We start from the raw sequence: 25,486 nt of genomic DNA, 5'->3' as shown, positions 1-25,486 counted from the left end.
CTTCAATGGCCGCTATTGATTCTTCGTCAGGACGAGTCCGCCCATGGAAATCTCAGGAAGCACCGCTTTTTATGCCGGTCTGAGCACTATTCAGACTGGGCAGAACCGTGTCGATCAGGCCGCCGGCCAGATTGCCAACAACACGATCGAGCGTTCGGTCACCAGCCAGTCTTCCGGGGTTCAGGTTGATCGCCTGCGTTCGGTCGACCGCAGCCAGCAATCGGATCTGACCAGCAATATGGTCGAGATGGCTCAAGGCAAGTTCCAGGTCGAGGCGGGTGTTCAAGTCGCCAAGGCTTCCGATGAAGTGCTCGGTACGCTGATCGATACCTTCGCCTGATTTTCCGCTCAACCCGCACCGCCGACGCCGCGATCTTTCGCGGCGTTTTTGTGTGTAAGTCATTCTCTCCTAACTAAAACTTTCTTTAACGGCGCGTTGCCTGGTCAGTAGCGCCACGGCTTCGCGTGCACGGCATTGGCACAGTGCGATGACGAACGGCAAAAGATCGGCGCTTGACAAGGTTTAGGCGTAAACGTATGTTTCAAACAACTGTTTGACCGCCAGCACAAATCGACGCGGTCGTTCATTCCCGGTTACATCAGCAGAGGTTTATCGCTATGCCTGACTACAAGGCCCCCTTGCGTGATATTCGCTTCGTTCGTGACGAACTGCTCGGCTACGAAGCGCATTATCAGAGCCTTCCGGCTTGTGCAGACGCAACTCCGGACATGGTTGACGCCATTCTCGAAGAAGGCGCCAAGTTTTGTGAGCAGGTGCTGGCTCCGCTGAACCGCGTGGGTGACATCGAAGGCTGCACCTGGAGCGAGTCCGGCGTTAAAACCCCGACCGGCTTCAAAGAGGCCTATAAGCAATTCGTTGAAGGCGGCTGGCCAAGCCTGGCGCACGACGTCGAGCACGGCGGTCAAGGCCTGCCAGAGTCGCTGGGCCTGGCGGTGAGCGAAATGGTCGGCGAAGCCAACTGGTCGTGGGGCATGTACCCGGGCCTGTCCCATGGCGCGATGAACACCATTTCCGAGCACGGTACGCCTGAGCAGCAACAGGCCTACCTGACCAAACTGGTCTCCGGCGAATGGACCGGCACCATGTGCCTGACCGAACCGCACTGCGGCACCGACCTCGGCATGCTGCGCACCAAGGCAGAACCTCAGGCCGACGGTTCCTACAAAGTCTCCGGCACCAAGATCTTCATCTCGGCCGGTGAACACGACATGGCCGACAACATCGTCCACATCGTGCTGGCCCGCCTGCCGGATGCACCGGCCGGCACCAAAGGCATCTCGCTGTTCATCGTGCCGAAGTTCCTGCCGAACGAAGACGGCTCGCTCGGCGCGCGTAACGCCGTTTCCTGCGGTTCCCTGGAACACAAGATGGGCATCCACGGCAACGCTACCTGCGTGATGAACTTCGACGCGGCCACCGGTTTCCTGATCGGCCCGGCGAACAAAGGCCTGAACTGCATGTTCACCTTCATGAACACTGCGCGTCTGGGTACTGCGCTGCAAGGTCTGGCGCACGCCGAGATCGGTTTCCAGGGCGGCCTGAAATACGCTCGCGATCGCCTGCAAATGCGCTCCCTGACTGGCCCGAAAGCGCCGGAAAAAGCCGCTGACCCGATCATCGTCCACCCGGACGTGCGTCGCATGCTGTTGACCATGAAGGCGTTCGCCGAAGGCAACCGCGCGATGGTCTACTTCACCGCCAAGCAAGTCGACATCGTCAAATACGGCGTAGATGCGGAAGAGAAGAAGAAAGCCGACGCACTGCTGGCATTCATGACACCAATCGCCAAAGCCTTCATGACTGAAGTCGGTTTCGAATCGGCCAACCACGGCGTGCAGATCTACGGCGGCCACGGCTTCATTGCCGAGTGGGGCATGGAGCAGAACGTTCGCGACAGCCGTATTTCGATGCTGTACGAAGGCACTACCGGCATCCAGGCACTCGACCTGCTGGGCCGCAAAGTGCTGATGACTCAAGGCGAAGCCCTGAAAGGCTTCACCAAGATCGTCCACAAGTTCTGCCAGACCAACGAAGGCAACGAAGCGGTTCAGGAATTCGTCGCACCGCTGGCTGCACTGAACAAAGAATGGGGCGAACTGACCATGAAGGTCGGTATGGCCGCCATGAAAGATCGCGAAGAAGTCGGCGCGGCCTCGGTGGACTACCTGATGTACTCCGGTTACGCCTGCCTGGCCTACTTCTGGGCAGACATGGCGCGCCTGGCTGCCGAGAAACTGGCTGCCGGCACCACCGACGCGGCGTTCTACACCGCCAAGCTGCAGACCGCGCGCTTCTACTTCCAGCGCATCCTGCCGCGTACCCGCACGCACGTGGCAACCATGCTGTCGGGCGCGAACAACCTGATGGACATGAAAGAAGAAGACTTCGCACTGGGCTACTAAGCCTTAACGCAGTCGGACAAAAAACCGCTGCTCCCTCGGGAGGGGCGGTTTTTTTTGCGCATTGGTCAAATTTCATCGAGATCGGCCTGACCGATCCACGGGTGGCGTAGGGCTGCCCCGTCGGGGAGGGGGCCATCGCAGCCGTTTACACCGACTCTGAAGCTTCGGTAGGTGTATGGGTTGCGCGGGTTGCATCCGTTACACAGCCTCAGAAAAAAACCTTGGTAAATTGCTCAGAAAGTCAGGGCTGCTGCCGTTACAGTAGGTGGGCATATTGCCATCTTTTGATCTGACGGTCGGAGCTTTACCCTTGCCGCGTTCTTCCGCTGTACGTTTCAGTCATTTCCTACCGTCACTGCTGCTATTGATCGCAGGGTTGGCGGCTGCGTACGTCAAGGACCTGAACGTCTTCTTCACCTCGCTGTTCAATGTATTGCCGACCTTGGTGCTGCTGCTCGGCGGCGCTTACTGCGCGGTTTACCGACGCCAGCGTGAACTGTTTCTGATGGTCACGGTGTACATCGCCTACTTTCTGCTCGACACCCAGACCGACTATTACCGCGACAACGGCAAGGTGCGCGAAGACGCTGCAGTGGTTTTTCACCTGTGCTGCCTGCTGCTGCCGCTGATGTTCGGCGTGTTCGCCGCGTGGCAGGAGCGCACCCATCTGTTTCAGGACATGGTGGCGCGTTTCGCGGTGTTGGCGGCCGTAGGAAGCGTGGCGTTGGGGCTGGAGCAAAGTTACCCGCAGGCATTGCTGATGTGGCTGTCGGAAATCCGCTGGCCAGCCCTGCATGGCGCCTGGATGAGCCTGATCCAGTTGTCCTATCCGGTGTTCATCGCCTCGTTCCTGCTGCTGAGCTGGCAATACTGGCGTAGCCCCAGACCGCTGCACGCGGCCCAACTGGTGGGTTTGATCGGGTTGTTCTGGGCGTTGCCGAAAACCTTCATCCTGCCGTTCACCCTCAACATCATGTGCAGTCAGGTGATGTTGATGATTGCCGCAGCGGTGGCTCATGAAGCCTACCAAATGGCCTTCCGCGACGAGCTCACCGGTCTGCCGGGACGGCGTGCGTTGAACGAGCGCATGCAACGGCTGGGGCGCAACTACGTGCTGGCGATGAGCGACGTCGATCACTTCAAGAAATTCAACGACACCCACGGTCACGACGTGGGCGATCAAGTACTGCGACTGGTCGCCAGCAAGCTGTCGAAAATCGGCGGTGGCGGTAGGGCGTATCGCTATGGCGGTGAGGAATTTGCGCTGGTATTTGCGGGCAAGACGCTCGAAGAGTGCATGCCGCACCTGGAGGTCATTCGCGAATCCATTGCGACCTACAACATTCATCTGCGTAATCAGGACAGCCGTCCGCAGGACGACCAGCAAGGTCGTCAGCGTCGGACGGGTTCCGCGGCCACGTCCGTTTCGGTCACGGTCAGCATCGGTGTCGCCGAACGCGTGGAGCAGCGCAACCCCGAAAAAGTCCTCAAGTCCGCCGACGAAGCGCTCTACGCCGCCAAAGGTGCCGGGCGAAATTGTGTGGTGGCCTACGGTCAGAATCGCCGGGGCGCCGTGCGCATGGGCGCCGCTGCGGGTTGAGTGATGATGGCGCATTCAGCGTCTGGACTGTGATTGTGAGGCGGGTTCGGCGGCAGTAGGTTTAAGAAATCTGCTGCCGGAGAATGACCATGCCCGAGTACAAAGCTCCCCTGCGCGACATGCGCTTCCTGATCGACCACGTCTTCGACTTTCACAGCAACTACGCCGCACTGGGCGCCACCGACGCCAGCCCGGACATGGTCAGTGCGATCCTTGAAGAGGGGGCGAAATTCTGCGAGAACGTGCTCGCGCCGCTCAATCGCAGCGGTGATGAAGAAGGCTGCCATTTCGCCGATGGCGTGGTGACGACACCTGCTGGTTTCAAGCAGGCATTTGCCCACTATGTGGAAGGTGGCTGGCATGGTCTGGCGGCTGATCCTGCCTACGGTGGTCAAGGTTTGCCCAGTTCCCTGGGGCTGGTCATCAGCGAGATGGTTGGGTCCAGCAATACCTCCTGGGGCATGTACCCTGGCCTGACCCACGGCGCGATGTCGGCGATCCACGCCCATGGCACCGACGAACAGAAAGACACCTACCTGAGCAAACTCACCGCAGGCCAATGGACCGGCACCATGTGCCTGACCGAGGCCCATTGCGGCACCGACCTGGGCATCATCAAGACCCGCGCGGTGCCTGCAGCGGACGGCAGTTACGCGATCTCCGGCAGCAAGATCTTCATCTCCGCCGGCGAGCACGACATGAGCGATAACATCATTCATCTGGTGTTGGCGAAATTGCCGGATGCGCCGGCCGGCACCAAAGGCATTTCGCTGTTCATCGTTCCTAAATTCCTACCCGACGCCAACGGCGAGGCGGGTGAGCGCAACGGCGTTTCCTGCGGCTCGATCGAGCACAAGATGGGCATCAAGGCGTCGGCGACTTGCGTACTGAACTTCGACGCGGCCAAAGGCTTTCTCATCGGTGAGCCGAACAAAGGCCTGAACTGCATGTTCACCATGATGAACCATGCGCGTCTCGGCACCGGGATGCAGGGCTTGTGCCTGGGTGAAGCGAGCTTCCAGGGCGCGATCAGGTACGCCAACGAGCGCCTGCAAATGCGCTCGCTGACCGGTCCGAAAGCGCCGGAAAAGGCCGCCGACCCGATCATCGTTCACCCTGATGTGCGCCGCATGCTGCTGACCATGAAGGCCTTCAACGAAGGCAATCGCGCGCTGACGTACTTCACCGCGCAACTGCTGGATGTCGCGCACCTGAGCCCGGATGAAACTGCGCGGCAGGACGCCGAAGACCTGCTGGCCTTCCTGACGCCGATCTGCAAGGCCTTCATGACCGACACCGGGCTGGAAGTCACCAACCACGGCATGCAGGTGTTTGGCGGCCACGGTTTCATCCGTGAATGGGGCATGGAACAACTGGTTCGCGATTGCCGTATCGCGCCGATCTACGAAGGCACCAACGGCATTCAGGCGCTAGATTTGCTCGGTCGCAAAGTGCTCGGCAGCCAGGGCAAACTGCTGCGTGGCTTCACCAGAATCGTCCACAAGTTTTGTGCGGCGAACGCTGAGCATCCGCAACTCGCCAGTTATGCAGCACAGCTCAACGGTTTGAATCAGCAGTGGGGTGAGCTGACTACTCAGGTCGGCATGGCTGCGATGAAGAATGCGGACGAAGTCGGTGCGGCGTCCGTCGACTACCTGATGTACAGCGGTTACATCATCCTTGGCTATCTGTGGTTACGCATGGCGTTGGTGGCGCAGGCGCAACTGGATGCGGGAAGCGGCGATGCCGACTTCTGTCGGGGCAAACTGGCGACCAGCGAGTTTTACTTCAAGCGCTTGCTGCCACGGACTGCCGCTCATCGCGCAGCGATCGAAGCGGGGAGCGATTGTCTGATGAAGTTACCGGCGGAGTTGTTTGCGCTTTAATCCGGCATTACCGCGAAAGATCGCCGCTTTCGGCTGCTCCTGCAGAGATATGGGTTTCTGTGCGGGCACTGGCGAAGGCGGCGATCTTTTTTCATGTGACTAAAAATTACAAAATGGTCACTAGCTGACCCTATGTGTCGCAAAAGTTGTTGGGTTACACTCGGGCCTAACGAAATCACTCTTCCTACGAATCACCTGTAAAGATCCTGCGAGGTTTGCCATGGCTGACTACAAAGCGCCCCTGCGCGATATGCGCTTCGTCCTCAATGAAGTCTTCGAGGTCGCCAAACTCTGGGCCGAGTTGCCTGCACTGGCCGATACCGTCGATGCGGAAACCGTTGAAGCCATTCTCGAAGAAGCCGGCAAGGTCACCAGTAAAAGCATCGCCCCCTTGAGCCGTTCGGCTGACGAAGAAGGTTGCCATTGGGCAAACGGTGCCGTCACCACGCCGGCAGGTTTCCCACAGGCTTATCAGACGTATGCCGAGGGCGGTTGGGTGGGTGTCGGTGGTGATCCGACCTACGGCGGCATGGGCATGCCCAAGGCGGTCTCGGCCCAGGTGGAAGAGATGGTGAACTCGGCGAGCCTGTCGTTCGGCCTGTACCCGATGCTGACCGCAGGCGCCTGCCTGTCGATCAACGCTCACGCCAGTGAAGAACTGAAAGCAGCGTATCTGCCGAACATGTACGCCGGCGTCTGGGCCGGTTCGATGTGCCTGACCGAGCCCCACGCCGGGACGGACCTGGGGATCATTCGCACCAAGGCCGAGCCTCAGGCGGACGGTTCCTACAAAGTCAGCGGCACCAAGATCTTCATCACCGGCGGCGAACACGACCTGACCGAGAACATCATCCACTTGGTGCTGGCCAAGTTGCCGGATGCGCCGGCGGGGCCGAAAGGCATCTCGCTGTTCCTGGTGCCGAAGTTCATGGTCAATGCCGATGGCAGTCTGGGCGCGCGCAACCCGGCGAACTGCGGGTCGATCGAACACAAGATGGGCATTCAGGCCTCCGCGACCTGCGTGATGAACTTCGACGAGGCGGTGGGTTATCTGGTCGGCGAGCCGAATAAAGGCCTGGCGGCGATGTTCACCATGATGAACTACGAGCGTCTGGGCGTCGGTATCCAGGGCCTGGCCTCCGGCGAACGTTCCTACCAGAACGCCATCGAATACGCCCGCGACCGTCTGCAAAGTCGTTCCCCCACCGGCGCGCAAAACAAGGACAAAGTGGCCGATCCGATCATCGTCCACCCGGACGTGCGCCGCATGCTGCTGACCATGAAAGCCTCGAATGAAGGCGGTCGTGCGTTCTCCACCTACGTGGCCATGCAACTGGACACGGCCAAGTTCAGCGAAGACCCGACCACCCGCAAGCGCGCGGAAGATCTGGTTGCGCTGTTGACCCCGGTGGCCAAGGCGTTCCTGACGGACCTCGGTCTCGAAACCACTGTCCACGGCCAGCAGGTGTTTGGCGGCCACGGTTACATTCGTGAGTGGGGCCAGGAGCAACTGGTTCGCGACGTGCGCATTACCCAGATCTACGAAGGCACCAACGGCATCCAGGCGCTGGACCTGGTAGGGCGCAAGATCGTCGGCAGTGGCGGGGCGTTTTACAACCTGTTCGCCGACGAGATTCGTCACTTCACCGCGACCGCCAGCGCTGACCTGGCCGAGTTCACCAAGCCGCTGAACGATGCCGTGACCACCCTCGATGAATTGACCGCGTGGTTGCTGGACCGAGCAAAAAGCAACCCGAACGAAATCGGCGCGGCCTCGGTCGAGTATCTGCAAACCTTCGGTTATGTGGCCTACGCCTATATGTGGGCACTGATGGCCAAGGCGGCGTTGGGCAAAGAAGCGCAGGACGATTTTTACGCGAGCAAAGTGGGCACGGCGCGGTTCTATTTCGCACGCCTGCTGCCGCGCATTCATTCGTTGAGCGCGTCGGTGAAGGCGGGCAGCGAGTCACTGTTCTTGCTGGATGCGGCGCAATTCTGACCCGGTGACGTCGTGTAAGCATTCTCTTACGTGACGTGCTGCATTTCTCCCATAGATACAGATTGGATCCACAGCTAATCTACTTCACATGGACGTCGCGCAGGAAGCGCAAAGCCACAACACGGACACGTAGGATTCTGCCAGGACGGCGGAGTGAAATGGATGTCAGGGAAACAGTCTGCAAAGCCCCGCTTCGGCGGGGTTTTCTTTTGCCTGCAGAAAAGTAGTCAGCTCAGCCCGTCACTGGGCGTCGAGCGTTCATCGGTGCCGTGAAGCACCTCTTCGAGCAGGGTCCGCAGCAAGGTCAGCGATGCTTGCTGGCGCTGCACATCGCGACACACCAGCCCGACTTTCAACGGCACCCGCGGTTCGGTCAGTGGCTTCCAGAGCAGATCATGGTGGCCAAGCGCTTTTTGCGAACGCCCCGGAAGCACCGTCGCCAGACGGGTGTGCGGTAGGCTGTCGAGAATCCCCGCCATGTTGTTCAACTCAGCCTGCACGTGCGGGCGTCGTCCGAGATTGGCCAGTTGCGTCTGCCAGATCTGCCGCACCTGAAACTCTTCTCCCAGCAGTAACATCGGCAATTCGGCGGCCTGACTCATGGAGACTTTCTTGAATTCCCGCAGCGGGTGATCTGCGGGGATGACGAGGGTCAGTTCATCTTCGTACAGCATCACGCCGTGCAACCCCGGCTGACGGGGGGGCAGGTAGCTGATGCCGATGTCCAGAGAGCCGTTGAGCAGTCGTCGTTCGATCTCCAGGCCCGTCAGTTCATAGATCTGCACCACCAGATGGGGCTGCGCCTTGCGCACCCGTTCGAGCATCTGCGGCACGAGACTGCTATGAACAGTTTGCAGCACGCCGATGGCCAGGGTTCGCAGCGCTTTTCCCTTGAAATTACCCAACGCTTCCCGCGCCCGATGCAATCCGTCGAGCAGGGGTACAGCGTGGTTGTACAGGGTATGGGCGGCCAGGGTAGGCAGCAGGCGTTTGCTGCTGCGTTCGAACAGGCTGACATCGAGGTTCTGTTCGAGGTGGCGAATCTGCTGGGACAGCGCCGGTTGAGAGATGGAGAGCCGCTCGGCGGCGCGGCCGACATGACCCTCTTCATAGACCGCGACAAAGTAACGCAGCTGCTTGAAATCCATAAGGTGTACTTATCAAAAGTGCTCGGAAATCGAAATGGCTCGGAGGCCTGTATAGGCCTAGTCTAACTGCATTCATAAGGCTTACAGGGCCATAAAGCGCGATGAATATCGTTTCTGCCGAAGGTGTTTACATAGGTAAGGCAAAAAATCGCAGCCGAGGTTTTTTCGGATGAATCTGTTCAGTTTGCGTCGTCACACGCCCAGCCTTGATGACCTCATGCCGGACGCGTTCAAGCCATCCACCGGTAATCATCCTTCCAGCGAGTGCCTGATGCCCAGTGTCGAACGGCCGGAACAGATTTTCGTGCGAGGTCAGGGTTCGTGGTTGTGGGATAGCGAGGACCGGGCTTATCTGGACTTCTCTCAGGGCGGCGGCACCAATAGCCTCGGGCATAGCCCTTCGGTGCTGGTCGATGCCATTACCGCGCAGGCCCAGTCGCTGATCAATCCGGGTTTCGGCCTGCATAATCGCGGCATGCTCAACCTCGCCGAGCGCCTGTGTTCCAGCACGGGCAGCGATCAGGCGTACCTGCTCAACAGCGGCAGCGAAGCCTGCGAAGCCGCGATCAAGCTGGCACGCAAGTGGGGTCAACGACATCGCGGTGGTGCTTCGCGGATCATCGTGGCCAGCCATGGCTGTCATGGACGTAGTCTGGGGACGATTCCCGCGTCAGACAGTTCCAGCCTGACCAATCGCTTCGAACCGCAACTGCCGGGTTTCAGCCACGTACCGTTTAACGATCTTGCCGCGTTGCATGCCGCGGTGGACGCGCGAACGGTGGCAATCATGCTTGAACCGATCCAGAACGAAGCTGGAGTTATTCCCGCCACCGAGCATTACCTCAAGGGCGTCGAACGCCTGTGCCGTGAGCTTGGCATTCTGTTGATCTTCGACGAAGTGCAAACCGGTATCGGCCGACTCGGTAACTTGCTCGCGGAACACGCCTACGGCGTACGGGCGGATATTGTAGTCCTCGGCAAAGGCCTGGGCGGCGGTGTGCCGCTGTCGGCCTTACTGGCGCGGGGCAAGGCCTGCTGTTTCGACCTCGGCGAACTGGCGGGCACCCACCATGGCAATGCACTGATGACGGCGGCCGGCCTGGCGGTGCTCGGCAGCGTGCAGGACAAGGGTTTTCTCAAGCATGTCCAGGACGCCGGCCAGCACCTTCGTGAAGGTCTGGCACGTCTGGCTCATCGTTATGGTCAGGGCGAGTTGCGCGGACAGGGGCTGCTCTGGGGCCTTACCCTGTCAGACGATTCAGCTGATGCCGTAGTCAAAGCGGCGATGCACGAAGGCCTGTTAGTCGACGCCCCTCAAGCCAATTGCCTGCGCTTTACCCCGGCGCTCACCGTCAGCAACGCCAACATTGACGAAATGCTCCTGCGGCTGGCCCGTGCCTTTTCCCGCGTCCGAACCGCCCAGTTGCAGTGTCGCAAAGGGATTGCCGTCTGATCGGCGTCTTCCTACACAAAATCCCGAACCGTCTCGCGGTATAACGCATCGCCCCATGTTTGATTCTTTTGACGTGGGGCGTTTTTTTGTCTCGGCGTTTTGCCGGATGGCAATCGGGGCTTGAGCGTTAGAGGAATCGATGGCTTTTTAGAGGGCGTCGCCAAACATCCCAGCGGCATGGCGCTCAAATTGCTGAGCATCGTTCAGAAACACGGACTTGAAATACTGGCGTGAAGTAACGCACTGAACCCTGACGAACGGCACAGGTCGATTGGTTGTGTGGCTTGTACGAGCCAACTTCAAATCAGGAGCTGACCCATGGACTTCATTCGTATCATCATCGCCATTCTGTTGCCGCCACTGGGTGTGTTTCTGCAAGTCGGTTTTGCTGGCGCGTTCTGGCTGAATATTCTGCTGACGTTGTGCGGCTATATTCCGGGGATCGTGCATGCGGTTTATATCATTGCCAAGCGCTGAGTTTCGCGGCGTCAGGTAGAACGCTTTCGCGAGCAAGCCCGCTCCCACATTCGACCGGGTCCTCAAAGAGAACCTCGATCCAATGTGGGAGCGGGCTTGCTCGCGAATGAGGCGCCGCTGTCTCAAGAATGAATGCCGTCTTCAGTCCGCGAGCGCCATCACCCGTCGATAGAACAACCACTCCTGCTCCAGCGCATGCGCCTGGTTCCCGGCCTTGCGGAAGCCGTGGCGCTCGTCCGCGTAATAATGCGCTTCAACCAGAATGCCATTTTTCTCCAGCGCCTCGACCATGTCGCGGGTCTGTTGGGGCACCACGACGGCGTCGAGTTCGCCCTGGAAGAAAATCACTGGCACGCTGATGTTGCTCGCATGCAGAAGGGGCGTGCGCGCGGCGTAGCGTTCGGCGTCTTGGACGGGATCGCCGATCAGCCAATCCAGATAGTCACCCTCGAACTTGTGGGTCGCGCGACCCAGGGCCACGGGATCGCTGACGCCGTATAGGCTGGCGCCCGCGCGGAAAACTTTCTTGAATGCCAGCGCGCACAACGTGGTGTAGCCGCCAGCGCTGCCCCCGCGGATAAACGCCTTGTCGCCGTCGATCAACCCACGTCCGGCCAGGTGCTCGACCACCGCGCAGGCGTCCTCCACATCGACGTCACCCCAACTCAAATGCAGCGCCTGACGGTACGCCCGGCCATAGCCGCTGCTGCCGCGATAGTTGAGGTCGGCCACGGCGAAGCCGCGTTGCGCCCAGAACTGGATGCGCGGATCGAGCATCGGATAACACGCCGAGGTCGGGCCGCCGTGGATGAAGACCACCAGCGGCGGTTTCTTCTCGCCGGTCATGGCCGGGTAAAAGAAGCCGTGCGCGTCGCCCGATCCGCTCGAATAACGGAGGGTCTGCGGGACACTGATCTGCTCCGCGGGCAGCGGCGCCAATCCCCCGGCCAGCACTTTGATCTGACGGGTTTTGCGGTCGATGGCGATCACGGCGGAGGCGCTGACCGGCGATGCCGCGATGCAATAGATAAACTGCGCATCCAGTGCGAGATGACGGAACCGACTGTAGTCGCCGGTGAAGTCTTCCGAGACGTCACCCCGCAGCGCCAGCCGACCGAATCCGTCCTCAGTCCAACTCGCCAGGTAGTTACTGTCGCCGAGCGGCAGCCAGGTACACCCCCCCAACTGCCAAGGCGCGGGTCCATGATCGGCGGTGACGCAGGGCAGCGGGCGCAAGCCGGCTGAAGATTCCACCCAGGGCTGCCAGTAACCGCCGCGATCCGTCAGGCAATACAGGCAACCTGTGGAATCGAACCGTGGTTGTTGCAACGACTCCAGAACCTCATCACCGGCCACGCAACGGGCTTGAGCAAACCGACCATCGTTCTGGCATTCGGCAACCATCAGGCGGGTCGCGGTCCATGGCTGATCCGGACGGCTCCACTCGATCCAGGCCAGCCGTTTTGCGTCGGGGCTGAGCGTCGGCGCGGCATAGAAATCCGCACCTTCAACCAACAGATGCCGCACGCCGCTTGCCAGATCGATGGCCACCAGACGATGCCGGTCTTGTTGCTCCTCCACCGCGAGCACCTGCCCGTCGGCAAACTGCAGGTCGCCGTAGCGGCATTCGCCGGATGTCAGTACGACCGGTGATTCGCCTTTGAGCGATTGGCGATACAGCTGCTGATCCGCTTCGTTGACGAAAACAATTCCATCGCCCGTCAGACAAAACGCGCCACCGCCATATTCGTACACGCGACTGCGCACGCTGAAACCCACCGGCGTCAGGCAGTGCGCCTGGCCATCGCGCCAATGCCAGATCCGGCAAGCGGCGTCCTCGGGGCGGTATTCGTTCCAGAACAGCCCATGCGGTCCGACCTGCAATTCGGCGAAGTCGACACCCGCGGCAACGGCCTTGGCGGCGCTGAACGGTTCAGCTTTTGGCGATGAGTCGTGAGTTTCGTTCATTGCGGAAGGCCAGTTGTCCGATGGTCTGGGTCGCGTGCTCGGCTTCTTCGCGGGCCTTGAGAATCACGCCGTGATGTTCCGACTTGCTGCACACCGGGTCGGCGTTGCTCGCATCACCGGTAAGCATGAACGCCTGGCAGCGGCAGCCGCCGAAGTCCTTTTCTTTCTCGTCGCAGGAGCGGCACGGTTCGGGCATCCAGTCGTAACCGCGAAAGCGGTTGAAGCCGAACGAGTCGTACCAGATGTGCTGCATGCTGTGGTCGCGAACATTGGGAAACTGCACCGGCATCTGTCGGGCGCCATGACAGGGCAGGGCGGTTCCGTCCGGGGTCACTGTCAGAAAAATACTGCCCCAGCCATTCATGCAGGCTTTGGGACGTTCTTCGTAGTAGTCCGGGGTGACGAAAATCAGTTTGCACGGATGCCCTTCGGCTTCCAGTTTGGCGCGGTATTCATTGGTGATGCGTTCGGCGCGGACCAGTTGTTCCCTGGTCGGTAAGAGACCGACCCGATTGAGCTGCGCCCAACCGTAAAACTGGCAGGTCGCGAGTTCGACGAAGTCGGCCTCAAGGGCGATGCACAACTCGATGATCCGGTCGATCTTGTCGATGTTGTGCCGGTGGGTGACGAAATTCAGCACCATCGGATAACCGTGGGCTTTCACCGCACGCGCCATTTCCAGCTTCTGCGCAAAGGCTTTTTTCGAGCCGGCCAGCAAGTTGTTGACCTGCTCGTCGCTGGCTTGAAAACTGATCTGGATATGGTCCAGGCCGGCTTTCTTGAAGTCGCTGATTTTCTGCTCGGTGAGGCCGATGCCGGAGGTGATCAGGTTGGTATAGAAACCCAGCTTGCGCGCCTCGGCGATCAGCTCGGCAAGGTCCTGGCGCACCAGTGGTTCACCGCCGGAAAAACCCAGCTGCGCTGCGCCCATCTCCCGCGCTTCGCGAAACACCTTGATCCATTGTTCGGTGCTCAGCTCTTTGCCTTGCTCGGCGAAGTCCAGCGGATTGGAGCAATAAGGGCATTGCAGTGGGCAGCGGTAAGTCAGCTCGGCCAGCAGCCACAGCGGCAGGCCAATTTCCGGTTTGGGCGGTAACTTGTCCGATACGGAATCAGGCAAGTTCGATCCAGTGCTGAGCACGGGCGACCTCCATGAATTGCTCGATGTCTTCACCGAGCTCCGGTACACCGGGGAACTGTGCGTCCAGTTCGGCAATGATTGCTGCGACGTTACGTTCGCCGTCGATCAAACCGCCGATCAGTGCCGCACTTTCATTGAGCTTGATCATGCCTTCGGGGTACAGCAGCACGTGGCCTTTTTGCGCCGGTTCGTACTGGTAACGGTAGCCGGGACGCCAGGTCGGGGTCTTGCTGCGGTCGAAACTCATAAGGTAATTCCTTTATGCCAGACCCGTTGTTCGGTCACGCTGTGGTACGGCGGACGTTTCAGTTCATAGGCCATGCTCATGGCATCGAGCATGCTCCAAAGAATGTCCAGTTTGAACTGGAGAATTTCCAGCATGCGCTCCTGGCCTTCGCGCGTCGTGTAGTGCTGCAACGTGATGGTCAGGCCGTGTTCCACATCACGGCGGGCCTGGCCCAGGCGGGTGCGGAAATATTCGTAGCCGGCCGGGTCGATCCATGGGTAATGCTGCGGCCAGCTGTCCAGACGTGATTGGTGGATCTGCGGCGCGAACAGCTCGGTCAGTGAGCTGCTGGCGGCTTCCTGCCAGCTGGCGCGGCGAGCGAAGTTGACGTAGGCGTCCACGGCGAAACGTACGCCGGGCAGCACCAGCTCTTGGGAGCGCAGCTGATCGGGGTCGAGGCCGACGGCCTGGCCCAGTCGCAGCCAGGCTTCGATACCGCCGTCTTCACCCGGGGCGCCGTCATGGTCAAGCAGGCGTTGAATCCATTCGCGACGAATCTCGCGATCCGGGCAATTGGCGAGGATCGCGGCGTCCTTCAGGGGAATGTTCACCTGGTAGTAGAAACGGTTGGCCACCCAGCCCTGGATCTGCTCGCGGCTCGCCCGACCTTCATACATCGCCACGTGGTAGGGGTGATGGATGTGGTAATAGGCGCCTTTGGCGCGCAGGGCGGCCTCGAATTCGGCGGGGGACATTGGGGTGTCGGTCATTGCGGCTCTCCGGGTGCAACCGATGGATTTCTACGTTTCGGGTAGGGCGTTATCGCCAGCAGGCTGGCTCCCACAGTTGATCGCATTCCAATGTGCGAGCCAGCCTGCTGGCGATAGACCGTGCAGCGGTCTGTATGCCCTACAACACAATACTCATGCCGTCATACGCCACTTCAACGTCACGCCGAACCAGTTCCGCGCGCTCCGGCGAATCCTCATCAAGGATCGGATTGGTGTTGTTGATATGGATCAGCACCTTGCGCTGGTTGGGCAGCTGTTCCAGCACTTCCAGCATGCCGCCGGGGCCGTTCTGCGCCAGGTGGCCCATTTCCCGGCCGGTGCGGGTGCCGACGCCACGGCGCTGCATTTCATCGTCGTCCCACATCGTGCCGTCCACCAGCAGGCAGTTGCTGCCGGCCATCATTTCCAGCAGCGGTGCATCGACCTTGCCCAGACCCGGCGCGTAGAACAGCTTGCCGCCAGTGTTCAGGTCTTCGACGATCAGTCCGATGTTGTCGCCCGGGTGCGGATCGAAGCGGTGCGGTGAGTACGGTGGTGCCGCGCTGCGCAGCGGCAGCGGGGTGAAACGCAGATTCGGACAGGCCGGGATGATGAAGCTTTGGTCGAGCTCGATACGGTTCCAGTTCAACCCGCCGTTCCAGTGGGTGAGCATGGTGAACAGCGGGAAACCGCTGCTCAGGTCTTCATGGACTATGTCGGTGCACCAGACATCGTGCGGGCAACCTTCGCGCAGGCTGAGCAGGCCGGTGGTGTGGTCGATCTGGCTGTCCATCAGAATGATCGCGCTGATCCCGGTATCGCGCAGGGCGCGGCCCGGTTGCATCGGAGCAAAACTCTGGAGCTGGGCGCGGATGTCCGGCGAGGCGTTGCACAGGACCCAGTTCACGCCGTCATCGGAAATCGCGATAGATGACTGAGTGCGGGCCTTGGCATTCAGGCTTCCGTCGCGAAAACCGGCGCAGTTCACGCAGTTGCAGTTCCACTGAGGAAAACCGCCGCCGGCGGCGGAACCTAGAATCTGGACAAACATGGACGCTCCATCATTTCAACGCTGAACATAAAAACGCCCCGGTAAACCGAGGCGTTGCCTATCGCTTTCCATCTACAACAGCAAACCTTAGCGGCTTGCGAAGTACATGGTGACTTCAAAGCCGATACGCAGGTCGGTGTAAGCAGGTTTGGACCAGGACATGGGAGCGCTCCTTCAGGTGATGGGACGGTTGAGATCTATACATATAGTCCACCTCCAGCCGGAGATGTTCAGATAGTTAGGTGGCTATGTTACTCAAAATTACAGTTCGATTGGCCGGCATTCTTGGAAAAAGCTAATTGCACCAGCGGTAATGATCATTTTGTCACTTGCCAAGGCGCTCCCGGCGCGGAACTGCTGGCCAGGCAGCGCCAGCCGCCTTCGGCGCTGTTCAGGCGATGGGCGGCAGCGATCAGGTCGGCGCGCTCAAGGACCAGAATCGACAAGGGTAGCCGGGTCAGATAATCCGACGAGTGGCCAGCGTGCCTGGCCTGCCAAAGCAACTCGGCAGCTTGCGAGAGCGGTAATGCTTCCTTATCGAATTGATCGGCCAACGCCTGGCGCTGGGTGACGAAGGTTGCTTCGTCGATGCCGTTTATCCATTCGGGCAGGTCGCTCAGGAAGCGCTCCATATGTTCGAGCAATTGCAACGGCGCAGTCTGCGGCGACTGCACGCCAAAAAGGATGCCGGTCTGCCCGTGGATCTGGCGCAGTGTGCTGAACACCGCATAACCCAATTGCAGCTCCACACGCAGGCGTTGATAGATCGGCGTCTGACAGACAAGCGCCAACAAACGCCAGGCGGCTTCGTCGGAGATTTCCCGCGTAGCCGTCGGACAAAACAGCAGCAACGCATGTTCGCTGGCGCCGGTGTCCAAAGTTGTCCACAAGCGCCGTGCGTTGATCGAAGACGGCGGGGACGGGCGGGTGTCGGCAACGCCGGGTACGCGGCTCAGGGCCAGACCCAATGCCGCTTGAATGTGTGCCGAGAGGCCGACCGCCAGGCCTTCCCAACGTGCATTTGACCATAGTTGCTGCAAGTCATCTGAAGCCGCCACGGGTTCAAGGCAAAGCTCGGGCAGTGCCTTGAGCAGGTACTTGATCGGTATCAACGCGGGGCTTTTCGGTGCGTCGTGTGAGACATCGCTGTCAGTCTTCGTCAGTGCTGTTAGCGCATGTTCGAGGACTGTGGGCATCGGTGCTTGCAGTCCCGTCGCCTTCAGCAGCCATTCATTGCCTGAGGCACTGAAGGACATGTCCACGCCGGCCTGACGCGCGTTTTCACGCAACGATTGCAGACGGGATTCCAGTCGCTGTTGGAGGCGGGCATGGGGTTTGGACCCGAGCCGCCAGCGCAGATAAATGGCGCCTTCCACGGTGTTATCCGGCACGGCCTGGCTGTATTGCATCGGGGAGTTTTCCCGCCGGCTGCGTGAACGATCCTGGGCAAACGTTCGCAGACCACGGTGTTTGCTGGTTTGTCCGCGAATCAGCCCGGCATTTTGACTCGGCGGCTCGACGCGCAAAAATGGGTTGGGCGCTGGCAGCTGCCAGTCGCCGCTGAAGTTATCCACAGCGCCGATTTTCTTCAGGATGTCCTTTAGCGCTACAACGCCCTGCTCGGATAGCCCGGTTTCAAGCTGTTCGCTGTCGAACCGAGCCATTTCCAGTGCGCTGCTGACCTGTTGCTGGCGCTCAAGCACGGCGGCGTATTCTTCACGCAGACGGACACAGTCCTGCTGCGACGCCAAAAAGCCCAGCCAATCCAGAAGCTTTTCGCGAATCATGCTCGCCGGCGCCGTGGTGCTGAATTGGACGTGCAGCACGGCTTGTCCGGCAAACTGATACAGCGGCTTGGCGTTCAACTGCTCAGCCACACCGTGTGAGCGCAACTCAGCCAGCAGCCCTCCGGGTTTTGCGGCGTTCAGCCAATGGCACAGGAACGCCAGCGCTTCAGCCGACGAAGGGGGCAGCGATTCGAACGTAAACAGCAGGTCGAGTCGACCCTCGCTCACCTGTTGATACATTGTCTCGGAAGATTGCATCAGCGGCGCAGGTGCCGCCTGAGGAACATGCTTTCCTTCTGCAATGACTGCGCTGAAATTGAGCGCCATGCGCTTCATCTCTTCAATGCTTTGCGGCCCGACCAGGCTCAGCGTCATTTGCCCGGTCTGATAAAACCGCTGATGAAAATTTTTCAGCGCTTGCTGAAAATCCGCTTGCTGCACCGGCAGGCTGTCGCGATTACCCGCATGAAACCCGCGCAACGGATGACTCGGTGAAAGCCCATCGAACAGCGCCAACTGCTGTTGCGCCCCCTCATCCTGGGACCAGGCGACAAACTCTGCCTGCAGCACTTCCCGTTCCCGCTGCTGATCGTCCAGAGTCATACGCGGATGGGCGAGCATGTCTGACAGACGCTCCAACCCACCGGCGAATGCTCGGGGCGCCAGTTCGAAAAAGAAGTCGGTGCTGCGTTCACTGGTCCGCGCATTCACCGGGCCGCCGTGACCTTGTACGTAGGCCATCAATCCTTGATCAGCGGGAAACCGCTCAGTGCCGATAAACAGCAGGTGCTCAAGAAAGTGCGCCAGCCCCGGCCACGCCAATGGCACATCATGACTGCCTGCCGCGACCCGCAACGCTGCCGCGCACCGCTTCAAATGCGGGGCATGACGCAGCGTCACCCGCAGACCATTGGCCAGGGTTTCGGTAGGGGGGCAAGGGGGATTCAACGCAGGCATGAGCACTTCCAGAACAGAGAAGCGCTAATGCTAGCGGATAAAGCGGTATCAGCGCTTGTTCAGGTCGCCGTAAAGCTCCGGGCGGCGATCGAGCAAGTAGCGGTTGGCCGCACGGGAATCGACCATCAACTGGCGATCCAGCTCACCGACGATCAATGCCTCATCCAGGCCAGCCTGGGCGACGCGGCGGCCGTCCGGTGCGGCGATGCTGCTCTGGCCGCAATAATGGATGTCGCCTTCATTGCCGCAGTAATTGGCGTAGGCCACGTAACACTGGTTTTCGAAGGCTCGGGCGCGCACGGTGACGTCGGCGACAAAGTCGTAGGGAATCATGTTCGCCGTTGGCACCAGAATCAACTCGGCGCCGGCCAGCGCCAGGCGGCGCGCGTTTTCCGGAAACTCCAGGTCGTAACAAATCAGGAAACCCAGCTGCCAGCCATTGAGCTCCACCAGCGGAAACTCACCCTGCCCGGCGCTGAACATCGAGTGATCGAGGTCGCCGTACAGGTGGCTCTTGCGGTAGTTGCACAGGCGCTCGCCGTTGGCGTCGATCAACTGCACGGCGTTGTAGATCTGCCCGTCCTCGGTGCGCTCGGGATAACCGTACAGAATGGCGATCCCGGCTGTTTTGGCAATGCGCGCGATTTGCTGGGCCGACTCACCGTTGTGCACCTCCGCCAGCACGCTGACGGCATCGGGGCCGATGTTGTAGCCGGTCAGGAACATCTCCGGCAGCACCAGCAAGTCGGCGCCTTTCGCTTCCTGCGCCAGCCGATGCAGGCGTTGCAGGTTGCCGGCGACATCCAGGGGCAGCGGTGGACATTGGTAAAGGGCTACGCGCATTTAGGACTCCTCTTACTCGGGCAGGGCGATCGGACCGATCTCGTTGAACACATCTCCTGGACCCGGGTTCTCGGCGTGAGTTTCACCGCCGAAGTGTTTCATGATCCCCCACACCGCATTGAGCGAGGTCTGCACCGCGCCTTCCACCCATGCCGGGGTCCAGGAAACGTCGTCGCCGGCGATGAAAATCCCACGTTGTTCGGCCGGCATGTCGTCCTGCATGAAATGCGCGTACATGCGTTGGTTATAGCGATAGTGACCGGGCAGGGCGCCTTTGAACGCGCCGAGGAAATATGGGTCGGCCTCCCAGGACACAGTGATCGGGTCGCCAATGATGCGCGCTGCGATGTCCACTTTCGGGTAGATCTTTTTCAGCGCGTTCAACGCCAGCTCCACGCGTTTTTCCACCGGGTGCGGAAGCATTTTCAGCGCATCGCTCATCCACGAGTACGACAGGCAGATCACCCCAGGCTTGTCGTCACCGTTGTCGAACAGGTAGGTGCCACGGGTCAGGCGATCGGTGAGGGTCATGCTCATCAGGTCACGACCGGTTTCCGGGTCCTTGTCCTTCCAGAACGGCCGGTCGACCATCACGAAGGTTTTCGACGATTGCATGTAGCGCGTGCGGTCCAGGGCCATCCACATTTTCTGCGAGAACAGGGTTTCGTCGCATTCGATCTGGGTGGTCAGCAGCCAGCTCTGGCAAGTGGTCAGCACCGCCGCATATTCGCGGGTGTCACCGTTGTTGTCGGTGACGGCAAAGCGGCCGTCCGCGGCGTGCGCGATTTTTTTCACCCCGGAGCGCGGCGCGCCTCGGTGCAGCGATTTGAGACTGGTACCTTCGGGCCAGTGCACGCAACGGTCTGGCACATGGCGCCAGATGCCTTGCGGGACTTGTTCGACGCCGCCGACAATCAGGTGTTGGTGATCGTCGCAGTTGGTCATGACCACCCGGAAGATTTCCAGCATCGAGTTCGGGAAATCCGAGTCCCAGCCGCCGGTGCCGAAGCCGACCTGGCCGAACACTTCGCGGTGATGGAACGAGAGCTTGGCGAACGCTTTGGAGGTGGCGACAAAGTCGTAGAACGTGCGGTCGTCCCACAGCGGCACCAAGGTGTTCCATAACTCTTTTAGGCGCCCCACATCACGGTCGCGAATCGCCTGCTGGATATCGGAGAACTGTGAACCGGCTTCCAGCGCATCCGCCCAGGCGTCGGCCACTTCCTGAAACAGTGCAGGAAGATCCGCCAGTTTCTGTGCGTAATGGGTTTTGCCTTCAATGTCGATCACCGTGCTGCCCGACGCCGGCGTCAGCGGGTTCGGGAAAGGCTTGGTCTCGAGGCCGAGCTTGTCGACGTAGTGGTAAAACGCCGTGGACGAGACCGGGAAGCGCATGCCGCCGAGTTCGGCGACGATGCCGTCAGTGCCGTTGAAAGCCTGGGAGCGCAGACGGCCGCCCAATTTCGAGGCTTCGTAGACGACCGGTTTCAGGCCCAGTTTCATCAGTTCATAAGCGGCCACCAAACCGGCGATGCCCGCGCCGACAATCGCCACTTCAGCGCCGTGGTTGTGCGCCGGAATACTGCCGAGGCCCGCCGGGTGCTCGATCCAGTCGTCGAAGGCGAAAGGAAAGTCCGGGCCGAAAATGGTGACCGGTTTTTTACCGTCTGCAGGATGGCGATTGTTCTTGTTCATGGCTGACCTTGCTAGCGACCGGACGCGGGGTGCGCGTCTGAGTATAGGAAAAGATGGCAGCCATTCTAGAGAGCGTAGAACACGTTAATAAGACGCAATGTGTCGTCGTTTTGATGAGTTGTCGACCAATATGACGATCTATAACTACACACTGATCAATGTAAGAGGAACTGTGCCTAGACCGGCTGCCCGCGATCAATCTTGCTGCTCAGGATGATCGAAGTGGTCGTCTTTTCTACCCCATCCACACTGCCAATCTGATCCAGCAACTGATCCAGTTGCTCCGGCGAATCTGTGCGTAACCACGCCACGTAATCGAATTCGCCACTCACCGCGCACAACTGCTGTACCTGGGCCATGGCGCTAAGGCGGCGCAGCACTTCCTTGCCGGACCGCGGCTGCACGGTGATCCCGACATACGCCTGCAACCCGCCGTCCACCACCCGTTGACCGAGGCGCACGCCATAACCGGTGATCACTTTGGCCTTCTCCAGCCGCGCCAGCCGCGACGTCACGGTGGTACGGGCGATGCCCAATTGCCGGGCGAGCATGGCCACGCTTTCGCGGGCATTGATCTGCAGCGCCGCGATCAGTTGGCGGTCGATTTCGTCAAGAACAGGCGGGCGGATGTCGGGCAAGGGGGTCTCCAGCGATGCAAATCATTGGGTCAGCATGTTACAGGCACAGCCCGAAATGCGGATGCTTGATCTACGCTGGATACCGTTCATGCCATTTTTGCCTGCGACAATTTGCCATAAGTAACCAGGTAGTACATTATTCCGCGCTTGTCACAAATGGGGATAAATTCCGACATGAATAATTCTGGAGCTGCCGGCGGCGGCAAATGGTTGCTGGCGGGACTGGGTGTCCTGATCGCACTGATTGGGCTCGGCCTCGCGGCTGGTGGCGGCTACCTGATCGTGCTGGGAGGCAGTTGGTATTTCCTGCTGATGGGCGTGGCGATGCTGGCGTCCGGGCTGATGATCGCCCGTCGCAACCCACAAGGCGCGCGGCTGTATGGGGTGGCACTGATCCTGACCGCGATTTGGGCCGTGTGGGACAGCGGTTTTGAATACTGGCCACTGGTATCGCGGGTGCTGACGTTTGCGGTGATCGGCCTGGTGGTGGCCTTGATCTACCCGATGCTGGTGCGTGCGTCGGGGGCGACGGCGGGACGCGGTGCTTACGGCCTCGCCGGCATTCTGGGCCTCGGCATCGTCGCCACTATGGCTTACATGTTCGTGCCGACCCACGTGGTCAAGGCCGACATCGAACCTGCGGTGACGCCCGTCACTCCCGGCACCGAGCAGAAAGATTGGGCCCACTGGGGCAACACCACCGCGGGCAACCGCTTTGCTGCGCTGGACCAGATCAACAAGGGCAACATCGACAAATTGCAGGTGGCGTGGACTTTCCGCACCGGCGATATTCCGCAAAGTACCGGCGCTGGCGCTGAAGACCAGAACACCCCGCTGCAAATCGGCGACACGGTTTACACCTGCACGGCCTACGGCAAAGTCTTCGCCCTGGATGCCGACACCGGCACCCAGCGCTGGAAATTTGATCCACAAGGCACTGCGCCAAACTGGCAGCGTTGCCGGGGATTGGGTTACTCCGAAACCCCTATGTCTTCAGACGTTCAGCCAACTGCCTGTACGAAACGTCTGTTTCTGCCGACGGGCGATGCTCGTCTGATCGCCATCAACGCCGACACCGGCAAGCCGTGTGAAGAGTTTGGCAACAAGGGCACGGTGGATCTGACCACCGACATGGGCGAAGTGAAACCCGGTTACTACCAGCAGACCTCGACGCCATTGGTCGCGGGTGAGGTGGTGATCGTTGGCGGGCGCGTGGCCGACAACTATTCCACCGGCGAACCACCCGGCGTGGTTCGCGCCTACGACGTTCGCAGTGGCGAACTGGTGTGGGCGTGGGATCCGGGCAATCCGAACACCACCAAACGCCCACCGGCCGGCGAGACTTACACCCGTGGCACCCCGAACGTGTGGTCGGCCATGTCCTACGACGCCAAACTGGGTCTGGTCTACTTGCCCACCGGCAACGCCACCCCGGACTTCTTCGGCGGCCAACGCACCGCCTTCGATGACAAGTGGAACTCGTCCATCGTCGCCATCGACGTGAAGACCGGTCAGGTACGCTGGCACTTCCAGACCACACATCACGACCTGTGGGACTTCGACCTGCCGGCGCAACCGCTGCTGTACGACGTGCCGGACGACAAGGGCGGCGTGCAACCGGCGCTGGCGCAAGTCACCAAGCAGGGCGAAATCTTCCTGCTCAACCGTGAAACCGGCGTGCCGATTGCCCGTGTCGAAGAGCGTCCGGTGCCGCAGGGCAACGTGCCCGGCGAACGCTACTCGCCGACCCAGCCGTTTTCGGTCGACATGCCGTCCATTGGCAACAAGACCCTGACTGAAGCTGACATGTGGGGCGCCACGCCGTTCGACCAGTTGATGTGCCGCATCCAGTTCAAAGGCATGCGTCACGAAGGCGTCTACACTCCGCCGGGACTCGATCGTGCGCTGCAGTTCCCGGGCTCGCTGGGCGGCATGAACTGGGGCAGCGTGTCGGTTGATCCGAACACGAATTACATGTTCGTCAACGACATGCGCCTGGGCCTCGCCAACTACATGATCCCGCGCAACAAGATCGCCGCCGGTGCCAGTGGTATCGAAATGGGCGTAGTGCCACAGGAAGGCACGCCATTTGGCGCGATGCGCGAACGTTTCCTTTCGGCGGCGGGCATTCCGTGCCAGAAGCCACCGTTCGGCACGATGTCCGCCATCGACCTCAAGACCCACAAACTGATGTGGCAAGTCCCGGTCGGCACCGTGCAGGACACCGGCCCGCTGGGCATCCGCATGCACCTGCCGATCCCGATTGGCATGCCGACCCTCGGGGCTTCACTGGCCACGCAATCGGGCCTGCTGTTCTTCGCCGGCACCCAGGACTTCTACCTGCGTGCCTTCGATACCGGCAACGGCAATGAAATCTGGAAATCTCGCTTGCCGGTCGGCAGTCAGTCCGGCCCGATGACCTACGTTTCGCCGAAAACCGGCAAGCAGTACATCTTGTTGACGGTCGGCGGCGCGCGTCAGTCGACGGATCGCGGGGACTACGTGATTGCGTACGCGCTGCCCAAGTAAAGGCTGAATCGCTCGTACGAAAAAGCCGCGCACTTGCGCGGCTTTTTTGCCTGAGCGAATCGTGCTCAACGCATGACAGGATGGACAGCGACTGTCCCTCGTAGTCGAATGCGTAATCGGGGAGGCGAGGCGCTGAGATGACGAGGAACATGCCCACCGCTGTACGGGATCATGCGTTGCAGATTGCCCATCACGAAATGAGCCATTACGTTGTGGCCCGCACCTTGGGATTTGCAACAGGCGGCGTGAGTTTGTCTGTGACCATGGACTTGCGGCACCAGGGAAGCGCTTCCATAACCTTGGCGCGTTCGATTTCGTCGATAGACGCCATGAAAGCGCATTTGGAAGCCCGGATGATGGTGCTGATGGCCGGCGCCATGGGGCAGACCTTATCGTCCGGAAAGTGCGTCGACAAGTTGAAAGCGGTCACGATCCTCAAAGGCGCTTCGGGGGCAGAACAGGATTACGCCAAGCTGAAAGAGCTTCAGCAGCTGCTGCGCAATCTCAGCTATCCCGATACCGATCCCGCGGCATCTGACCGCGTCACGGCTGAGCTGAAAGCGATGACGGATCACTTGTGGGACCGGACGCAGACGGTCATCGAGGAACGGACGGCCACCATTGCCGAATTGGCCCTAATGCTGGTTGACCGCATGGTTATCGTGGAGCAATGGGGTCGGGTTGCGGATACGTATGAGGCCGTGCTGACGGGCGAAACGCTGGACCTGCACTACGCTCGACGGTTTTCCAGGCCTGATCGCTGAGGCGATTTGCAGACACAAAAAAGCCGCGCATTCAGCGCGGCTTTCTTTATTTGGTGGGCCCACACGGACTTGAACCGTGGACCAAAGGATTATGAGTCCTCTGCTCTAACCAACTGAGCTATAGGCCCTC

The 25,486-nt window shown here is 60.2% G+C and carries 20 protein-coding genes, 1 tRNA gene and 1 pseudogene; 10 read left to right on the top strand and 12 right to left on the bottom strand.

All coding sequences use genetic code 11. The features are described 5' to 3' along the window. The first annotated feature begins 43 nt into the window (after window positions 1–43). The 5 genes from NTD84_RS18855 to NTD84_RS18835 all read left to right on the top strand — a co-directional run bounded on the left by NTD84_RS18855 (window position 44) and on the right by NTD84_RS18835 (window position 7,909). Window positions 44–340 carry a pyrroloquinoline quinone biosynthesis protein PqqE gene (locus NTD84_RS18855; protein WP_262168433.1) on the top strand — a complete coding sequence of 99 codons (297 nt, stop codon included), beginning with the start codon at window positions 44–46 and terminating at the stop codon, window positions 338–340. Window positions 341–618: 278 nt separating this feature from the next. After that, window positions 619–2,424 carry a phenylacyl-CoA dehydrogenase gene (locus NTD84_RS18850; protein ID WP_262168430.1) on the top strand — a complete coding sequence of 602 codons (1,806 nt, stop codon included), beginning with the start codon at window positions 619–621 and terminating at the stop codon, window positions 2,422–2,424. A gap of 310 nt (window positions 2,425–2,734) precedes the next feature. After that, entirely contained in the window at window positions 2,735–4,024 is a 1,290-nt protein-coding gene (locus NTD84_RS18845; RefSeq protein WP_262168427.1) for a GGDEF domain-containing protein, read from the top strand. An 89-nt stretch (window positions 4,025–4,113) separates the two neighbouring features. Beyond that, window positions 4,114–5,910: an acyl-CoA dehydrogenase C-terminal domain-containing protein gene (locus tag NTD84_RS18840; protein ID WP_262168425.1), complete on the top strand. Its 1,797-nt coding sequence runs from the start codon at window positions 4,114–4,116 to the stop codon at window positions 5,908–5,910. A gap of 220 nt (window positions 5,911–6,130) precedes the next feature. Next, a complete protein-coding gene (locus NTD84_RS18835) occupies window positions 6,131–7,909 on the top strand; it encodes an acyl-CoA dehydrogenase C-terminal domain-containing protein (protein WP_262168423.1) in 1,779 nt (592 codons plus the stop codon). Between the two features lie 227 nt (window positions 7,910–8,136). On the opposite strand, the gene NTD84_RS18830 is transcribed toward NTD84_RS18835, so the two are convergent. Beyond that, window positions 8,137–9,057, bottom strand: coding sequence for a LysR family transcriptional regulator (locus NTD84_RS18830; protein WP_262168419.1), 921 nt, complete (start codon window positions 9,055–9,057; stop codon window positions 8,137–8,139). 169 nt (window positions 9,058–9,226) lie between these two features. Here NTD84_RS18830 and NTD84_RS18825 point away from each other — a divergent pair, with 169 nt between their 5' ends. The 3 genes and pseudogenes from NTD84_RS18825 to NTD84_RS18815 all read left to right on the top strand — a co-directional run bounded on the left by NTD84_RS18825 (window position 9,227) and on the right by NTD84_RS18815 (window position 10,987). Continuing rightward, window positions 9,227–10,510: an aspartate aminotransferase family protein gene (locus NTD84_RS18825; RefSeq protein ID WP_262168416.1), complete on the top strand. Its 1,284-nt coding sequence runs from the start codon at window positions 9,227–9,229 to the stop codon at window positions 10,508–10,510. 162 nt (window positions 10,511–10,672) lie between these two features. Continuing rightward, window positions 10,673–10,744: pseudogene (locus NTD84_RS18820) on the top strand (transcriptional regulator); the annotation flags it as partial. 84 nt (window positions 10,745–10,828) lie between these two features. Continuing rightward, window positions 10,829–10,987: a YqaE/Pmp3 family membrane protein gene (locus NTD84_RS18815; protein WP_007904205.1), complete on the top strand. Its 159-nt coding sequence runs from the start codon at window positions 10,829–10,831 to the stop codon at window positions 10,985–10,987. A gap of 141 nt (window positions 10,988–11,128) precedes the next feature. Here NTD84_RS18815 and NTD84_RS18810 read toward each other — a convergent pair whose 3' ends face one another. From NTD84_RS18810 to NTD84_RS18765, 10 genes are all read right to left on the bottom strand, one after another. Beyond that, window positions 11,129–12,955, bottom strand: coding sequence for a S9 family peptidase (locus NTD84_RS18810; protein ID WP_262168414.1), 1,827 nt, complete (start codon window positions 12,953–12,955; stop codon window positions 11,129–11,131). Next, window positions 12,921–14,075 (bottom strand): pyrroloquinoline quinone biosynthesis protein PqqE, encoded by a 1,155-nt coding sequence (pqqE, locus tag NTD84_RS18805; RefSeq protein WP_262168411.1) that lies wholly within the window; start codon window positions 14,073–14,075, stop codon window positions 12,921–12,923. The genes NTD84_RS18810 and pqqE overlap by 35 nt, the downstream gene beginning before the upstream one ends. Further along, window positions 14,068–14,343 (bottom strand): pyrroloquinoline quinone biosynthesis peptide chaperone PqqD, encoded by a 276-nt coding sequence (pqqD, locus tag NTD84_RS18800; protein WP_262168408.1) that lies wholly within the window; start codon window positions 14,341–14,343, stop codon window positions 14,068–14,070. The genes pqqE and pqqD overlap by 8 nt, the downstream gene beginning before the upstream one ends. After that, a complete protein-coding gene (pqqC, locus tag NTD84_RS18795) occupies window positions 14,340–15,092 on the bottom strand; it encodes a pyrroloquinoline-quinone synthase PqqC (RefSeq protein WP_262168407.1) in 753 nt (250 codons plus the stop codon). Before pqqC ends, pqqD begins: the two co-directional genes overlap by 4 nt. Window positions 15,093–15,231: 139 nt before the next feature. Continuing rightward, window positions 15,232–16,143, bottom strand: a complete 912-nt coding sequence (gene pqqB, locus NTD84_RS18790) for a pyrroloquinoline quinone biosynthesis protein PqqB (RefSeq protein WP_262168406.1) — start codon at window positions 16,141–16,143, stop codon at window positions 15,232–15,234. Window positions 16,144–16,230: 87 nt separating this feature from the next. Further along, entirely contained in the window at window positions 16,231–16,305 is a 75-nt protein-coding gene (pqqA, locus tag NTD84_RS18785; RefSeq protein ID WP_009045898.1) for a pyrroloquinoline quinone precursor peptide PqqA, read from the bottom strand. Between the two features lie 155 nt (window positions 16,306–16,460). Continuing rightward, a complete protein-coding gene (gene pqqF / locus NTD84_RS18780) occupies window positions 16,461–18,887 on the bottom strand; it encodes a pyrroloquinoline quinone biosynthesis protein PqqF (RefSeq protein WP_262168403.1) in 2,427 nt (808 codons plus the stop codon). Window positions 18,888–18,935: 48 nt separating this feature from the next. Beyond that, window positions 18,936–19,730, bottom strand: a complete 795-nt coding sequence (locus tag NTD84_RS18775) for a carbon-nitrogen hydrolase family protein (RefSeq protein ID WP_262168400.1) — start codon at window positions 19,728–19,730, stop codon at window positions 18,936–18,938. A gap of 12 nt (window positions 19,731–19,742) precedes the next feature. Further along, window positions 19,743–21,425 (bottom strand): flavin monoamine oxidase family protein, encoded by a 1,683-nt coding sequence (locus NTD84_RS18770; protein ID WP_262168397.1) that lies wholly within the window; start codon window positions 21,423–21,425, stop codon window positions 19,743–19,745. A gap of 176 nt (window positions 21,426–21,601) precedes the next feature. Then, window positions 21,602–22,063: an Lrp/AsnC family transcriptional regulator gene (locus NTD84_RS18765; protein WP_046029956.1), complete on the bottom strand. Its 462-nt coding sequence runs from the start codon at window positions 22,061–22,063 to the stop codon at window positions 21,602–21,604. Between the two features lie 174 nt (window positions 22,064–22,237). On the opposite strand from NTD84_RS18765, the gene NTD84_RS18760 reads away from it, so the two are divergent. Both NTD84_RS18760 and NTD84_RS18755 read left to right on the top strand, forming a co-directional pair. Continuing rightward, on the top strand, window positions 22,238–24,592 hold the full coding sequence (locus NTD84_RS18760; RefSeq protein WP_262168392.1) for a glucose/quinate/shikimate family membrane-bound PQQ-dependent dehydrogenase: 2,355 nt from the start codon (window positions 22,238–22,240) through the stop codon (window positions 24,590–24,592). A 137-nt stretch (window positions 24,593–24,729) separates the two neighbouring features. After that, window positions 24,730–25,356 (top strand): peptidase M41, encoded by a 627-nt coding sequence (locus NTD84_RS18755; protein ID WP_262168390.1) that lies wholly within the window; start codon window positions 24,730–24,732, stop codon window positions 25,354–25,356. Between the two features lie 51 nt (window positions 25,357–25,407). On the opposite strand, the gene NTD84_RS18750 is transcribed toward NTD84_RS18755, so the two are convergent. Then, window positions 25,408–25,484: transfer RNA gene (locus NTD84_RS18750), tRNA-Ile, on the bottom strand. Between the last annotated feature and the right edge of the window lie 2 nt (window positions 25,485–25,486).

This window comes from Pseudomonas sp. 14P_8.1_Bac3, assembly GCF_025466085.1.
Lineage (GTDB): Bacteria > Pseudomonadota > Gammaproteobacteria > Pseudomonadales > Pseudomonadaceae > Aquipseudomonas.
The sequence above is the reverse complement of the archived record's forward strand: the minus strand, read 5'-3'. Positions and strand labels throughout refer to the sequence as shown.

What these genes read in the sequence shown, in the direction of transcription:
- NTD84_RS18810 (WP_262168414.1), bottom strand. Translation starts at nt 12,955, where the DNA reads ATGAACGAAACTCACGACTCATCGCCAAAAGCTGAACCGTTCAGCGCC.
- NTD84_RS18840 (WP_262168425.1), top strand. Translation starts at nt 4,114, where the DNA reads ATGCCCGAGTACAAAGCTCCCCTGCGCGACATGCGCTTCCTGATCGAC.
- pqqC (WP_262168407.1), bottom strand. Translation starts at nt 15,092, where the DNA reads ATGACCGACACCCCAATGTCCCCCGCCGAATTCGAGGCCGCCCTGCGC.
- NTD84_RS18770 (WP_262168397.1), bottom strand. Translation starts at nt 21,425, where the DNA reads ATGAACAAGAACAATCGCCATCCTGCAGACGGTAAAAAACCGGTCACC.
- pqqF (WP_262168403.1), bottom strand. Translation starts at nt 18,887, where the DNA reads ATGCCTGCGTTGAATCCCCCTTGCCCCCCTACCGAAACCCTGGCCAAT.
- pqqB (WP_262168406.1), bottom strand. Translation starts at nt 16,143, where the DNA reads ATGTTTGTCCAGATTCTAGGTTCCGCCGCCGGCGGCGGTTTTCCTCAG.
- NTD84_RS18755 (WP_262168390.1), top strand. Translation starts at nt 24,730, where the DNA reads ATGACGAGGAACATGCCCACCGCTGTACGGGATCATGCGTTGCAGATT.
- NTD84_RS18835 (WP_262168423.1), top strand. Translation starts at nt 6,131, where the DNA reads ATGGCTGACTACAAAGCGCCCCTGCGCGATATGCGCTTCGTCCTCAAT.
- NTD84_RS18830 (WP_262168419.1), bottom strand. Translation starts at nt 9,057, where the DNA reads ATGGATTTCAAGCAGCTGCGTTACTTTGTCGCGGTCTATGAAGAGGGT.
- NTD84_RS18850 (WP_262168430.1), top strand. Translation starts at nt 619, where the DNA reads ATGCCTGACTACAAGGCCCCCTTGCGTGATATTCGCTTCGTTCGTGAC.
- NTD84_RS18775 (WP_262168400.1), bottom strand. Translation starts at nt 19,730, where the DNA reads ATGCGCGTAGCCCTTTACCAATGTCCACCGCTGCCCCTGGATGTCGCC.
- pqqD (WP_262168408.1), bottom strand. Translation starts at nt 14,343, where the DNA reads ATGAGTTTCGACCGCAGCAAGACCCCGACCTGGCGTCCCGGCTACCGT.
- NTD84_RS18825 (WP_262168416.1), top strand. Translation starts at nt 9,227, where the DNA reads ATGAATCTGTTCAGTTTGCGTCGTCACACGCCCAGCCTTGATGACCTC.
- NTD84_RS18855 (WP_262168433.1), top strand. Translation starts at nt 44, where the DNA reads ATGGAAATCTCAGGAAGCACCGCTTTTTATGCCGGTCTGAGCACTATT.
- NTD84_RS18760 (WP_262168392.1), top strand. Translation starts at nt 22,238, where the DNA reads ATGAATAATTCTGGAGCTGCCGGCGGCGGCAAATGGTTGCTGGCGGGA.
- NTD84_RS18815 (WP_007904205.1), top strand. Translation starts at nt 10,829, where the DNA reads ATGGACTTCATTCGTATCATCATCGCCATTCTGTTGCCGCCACTGGGT.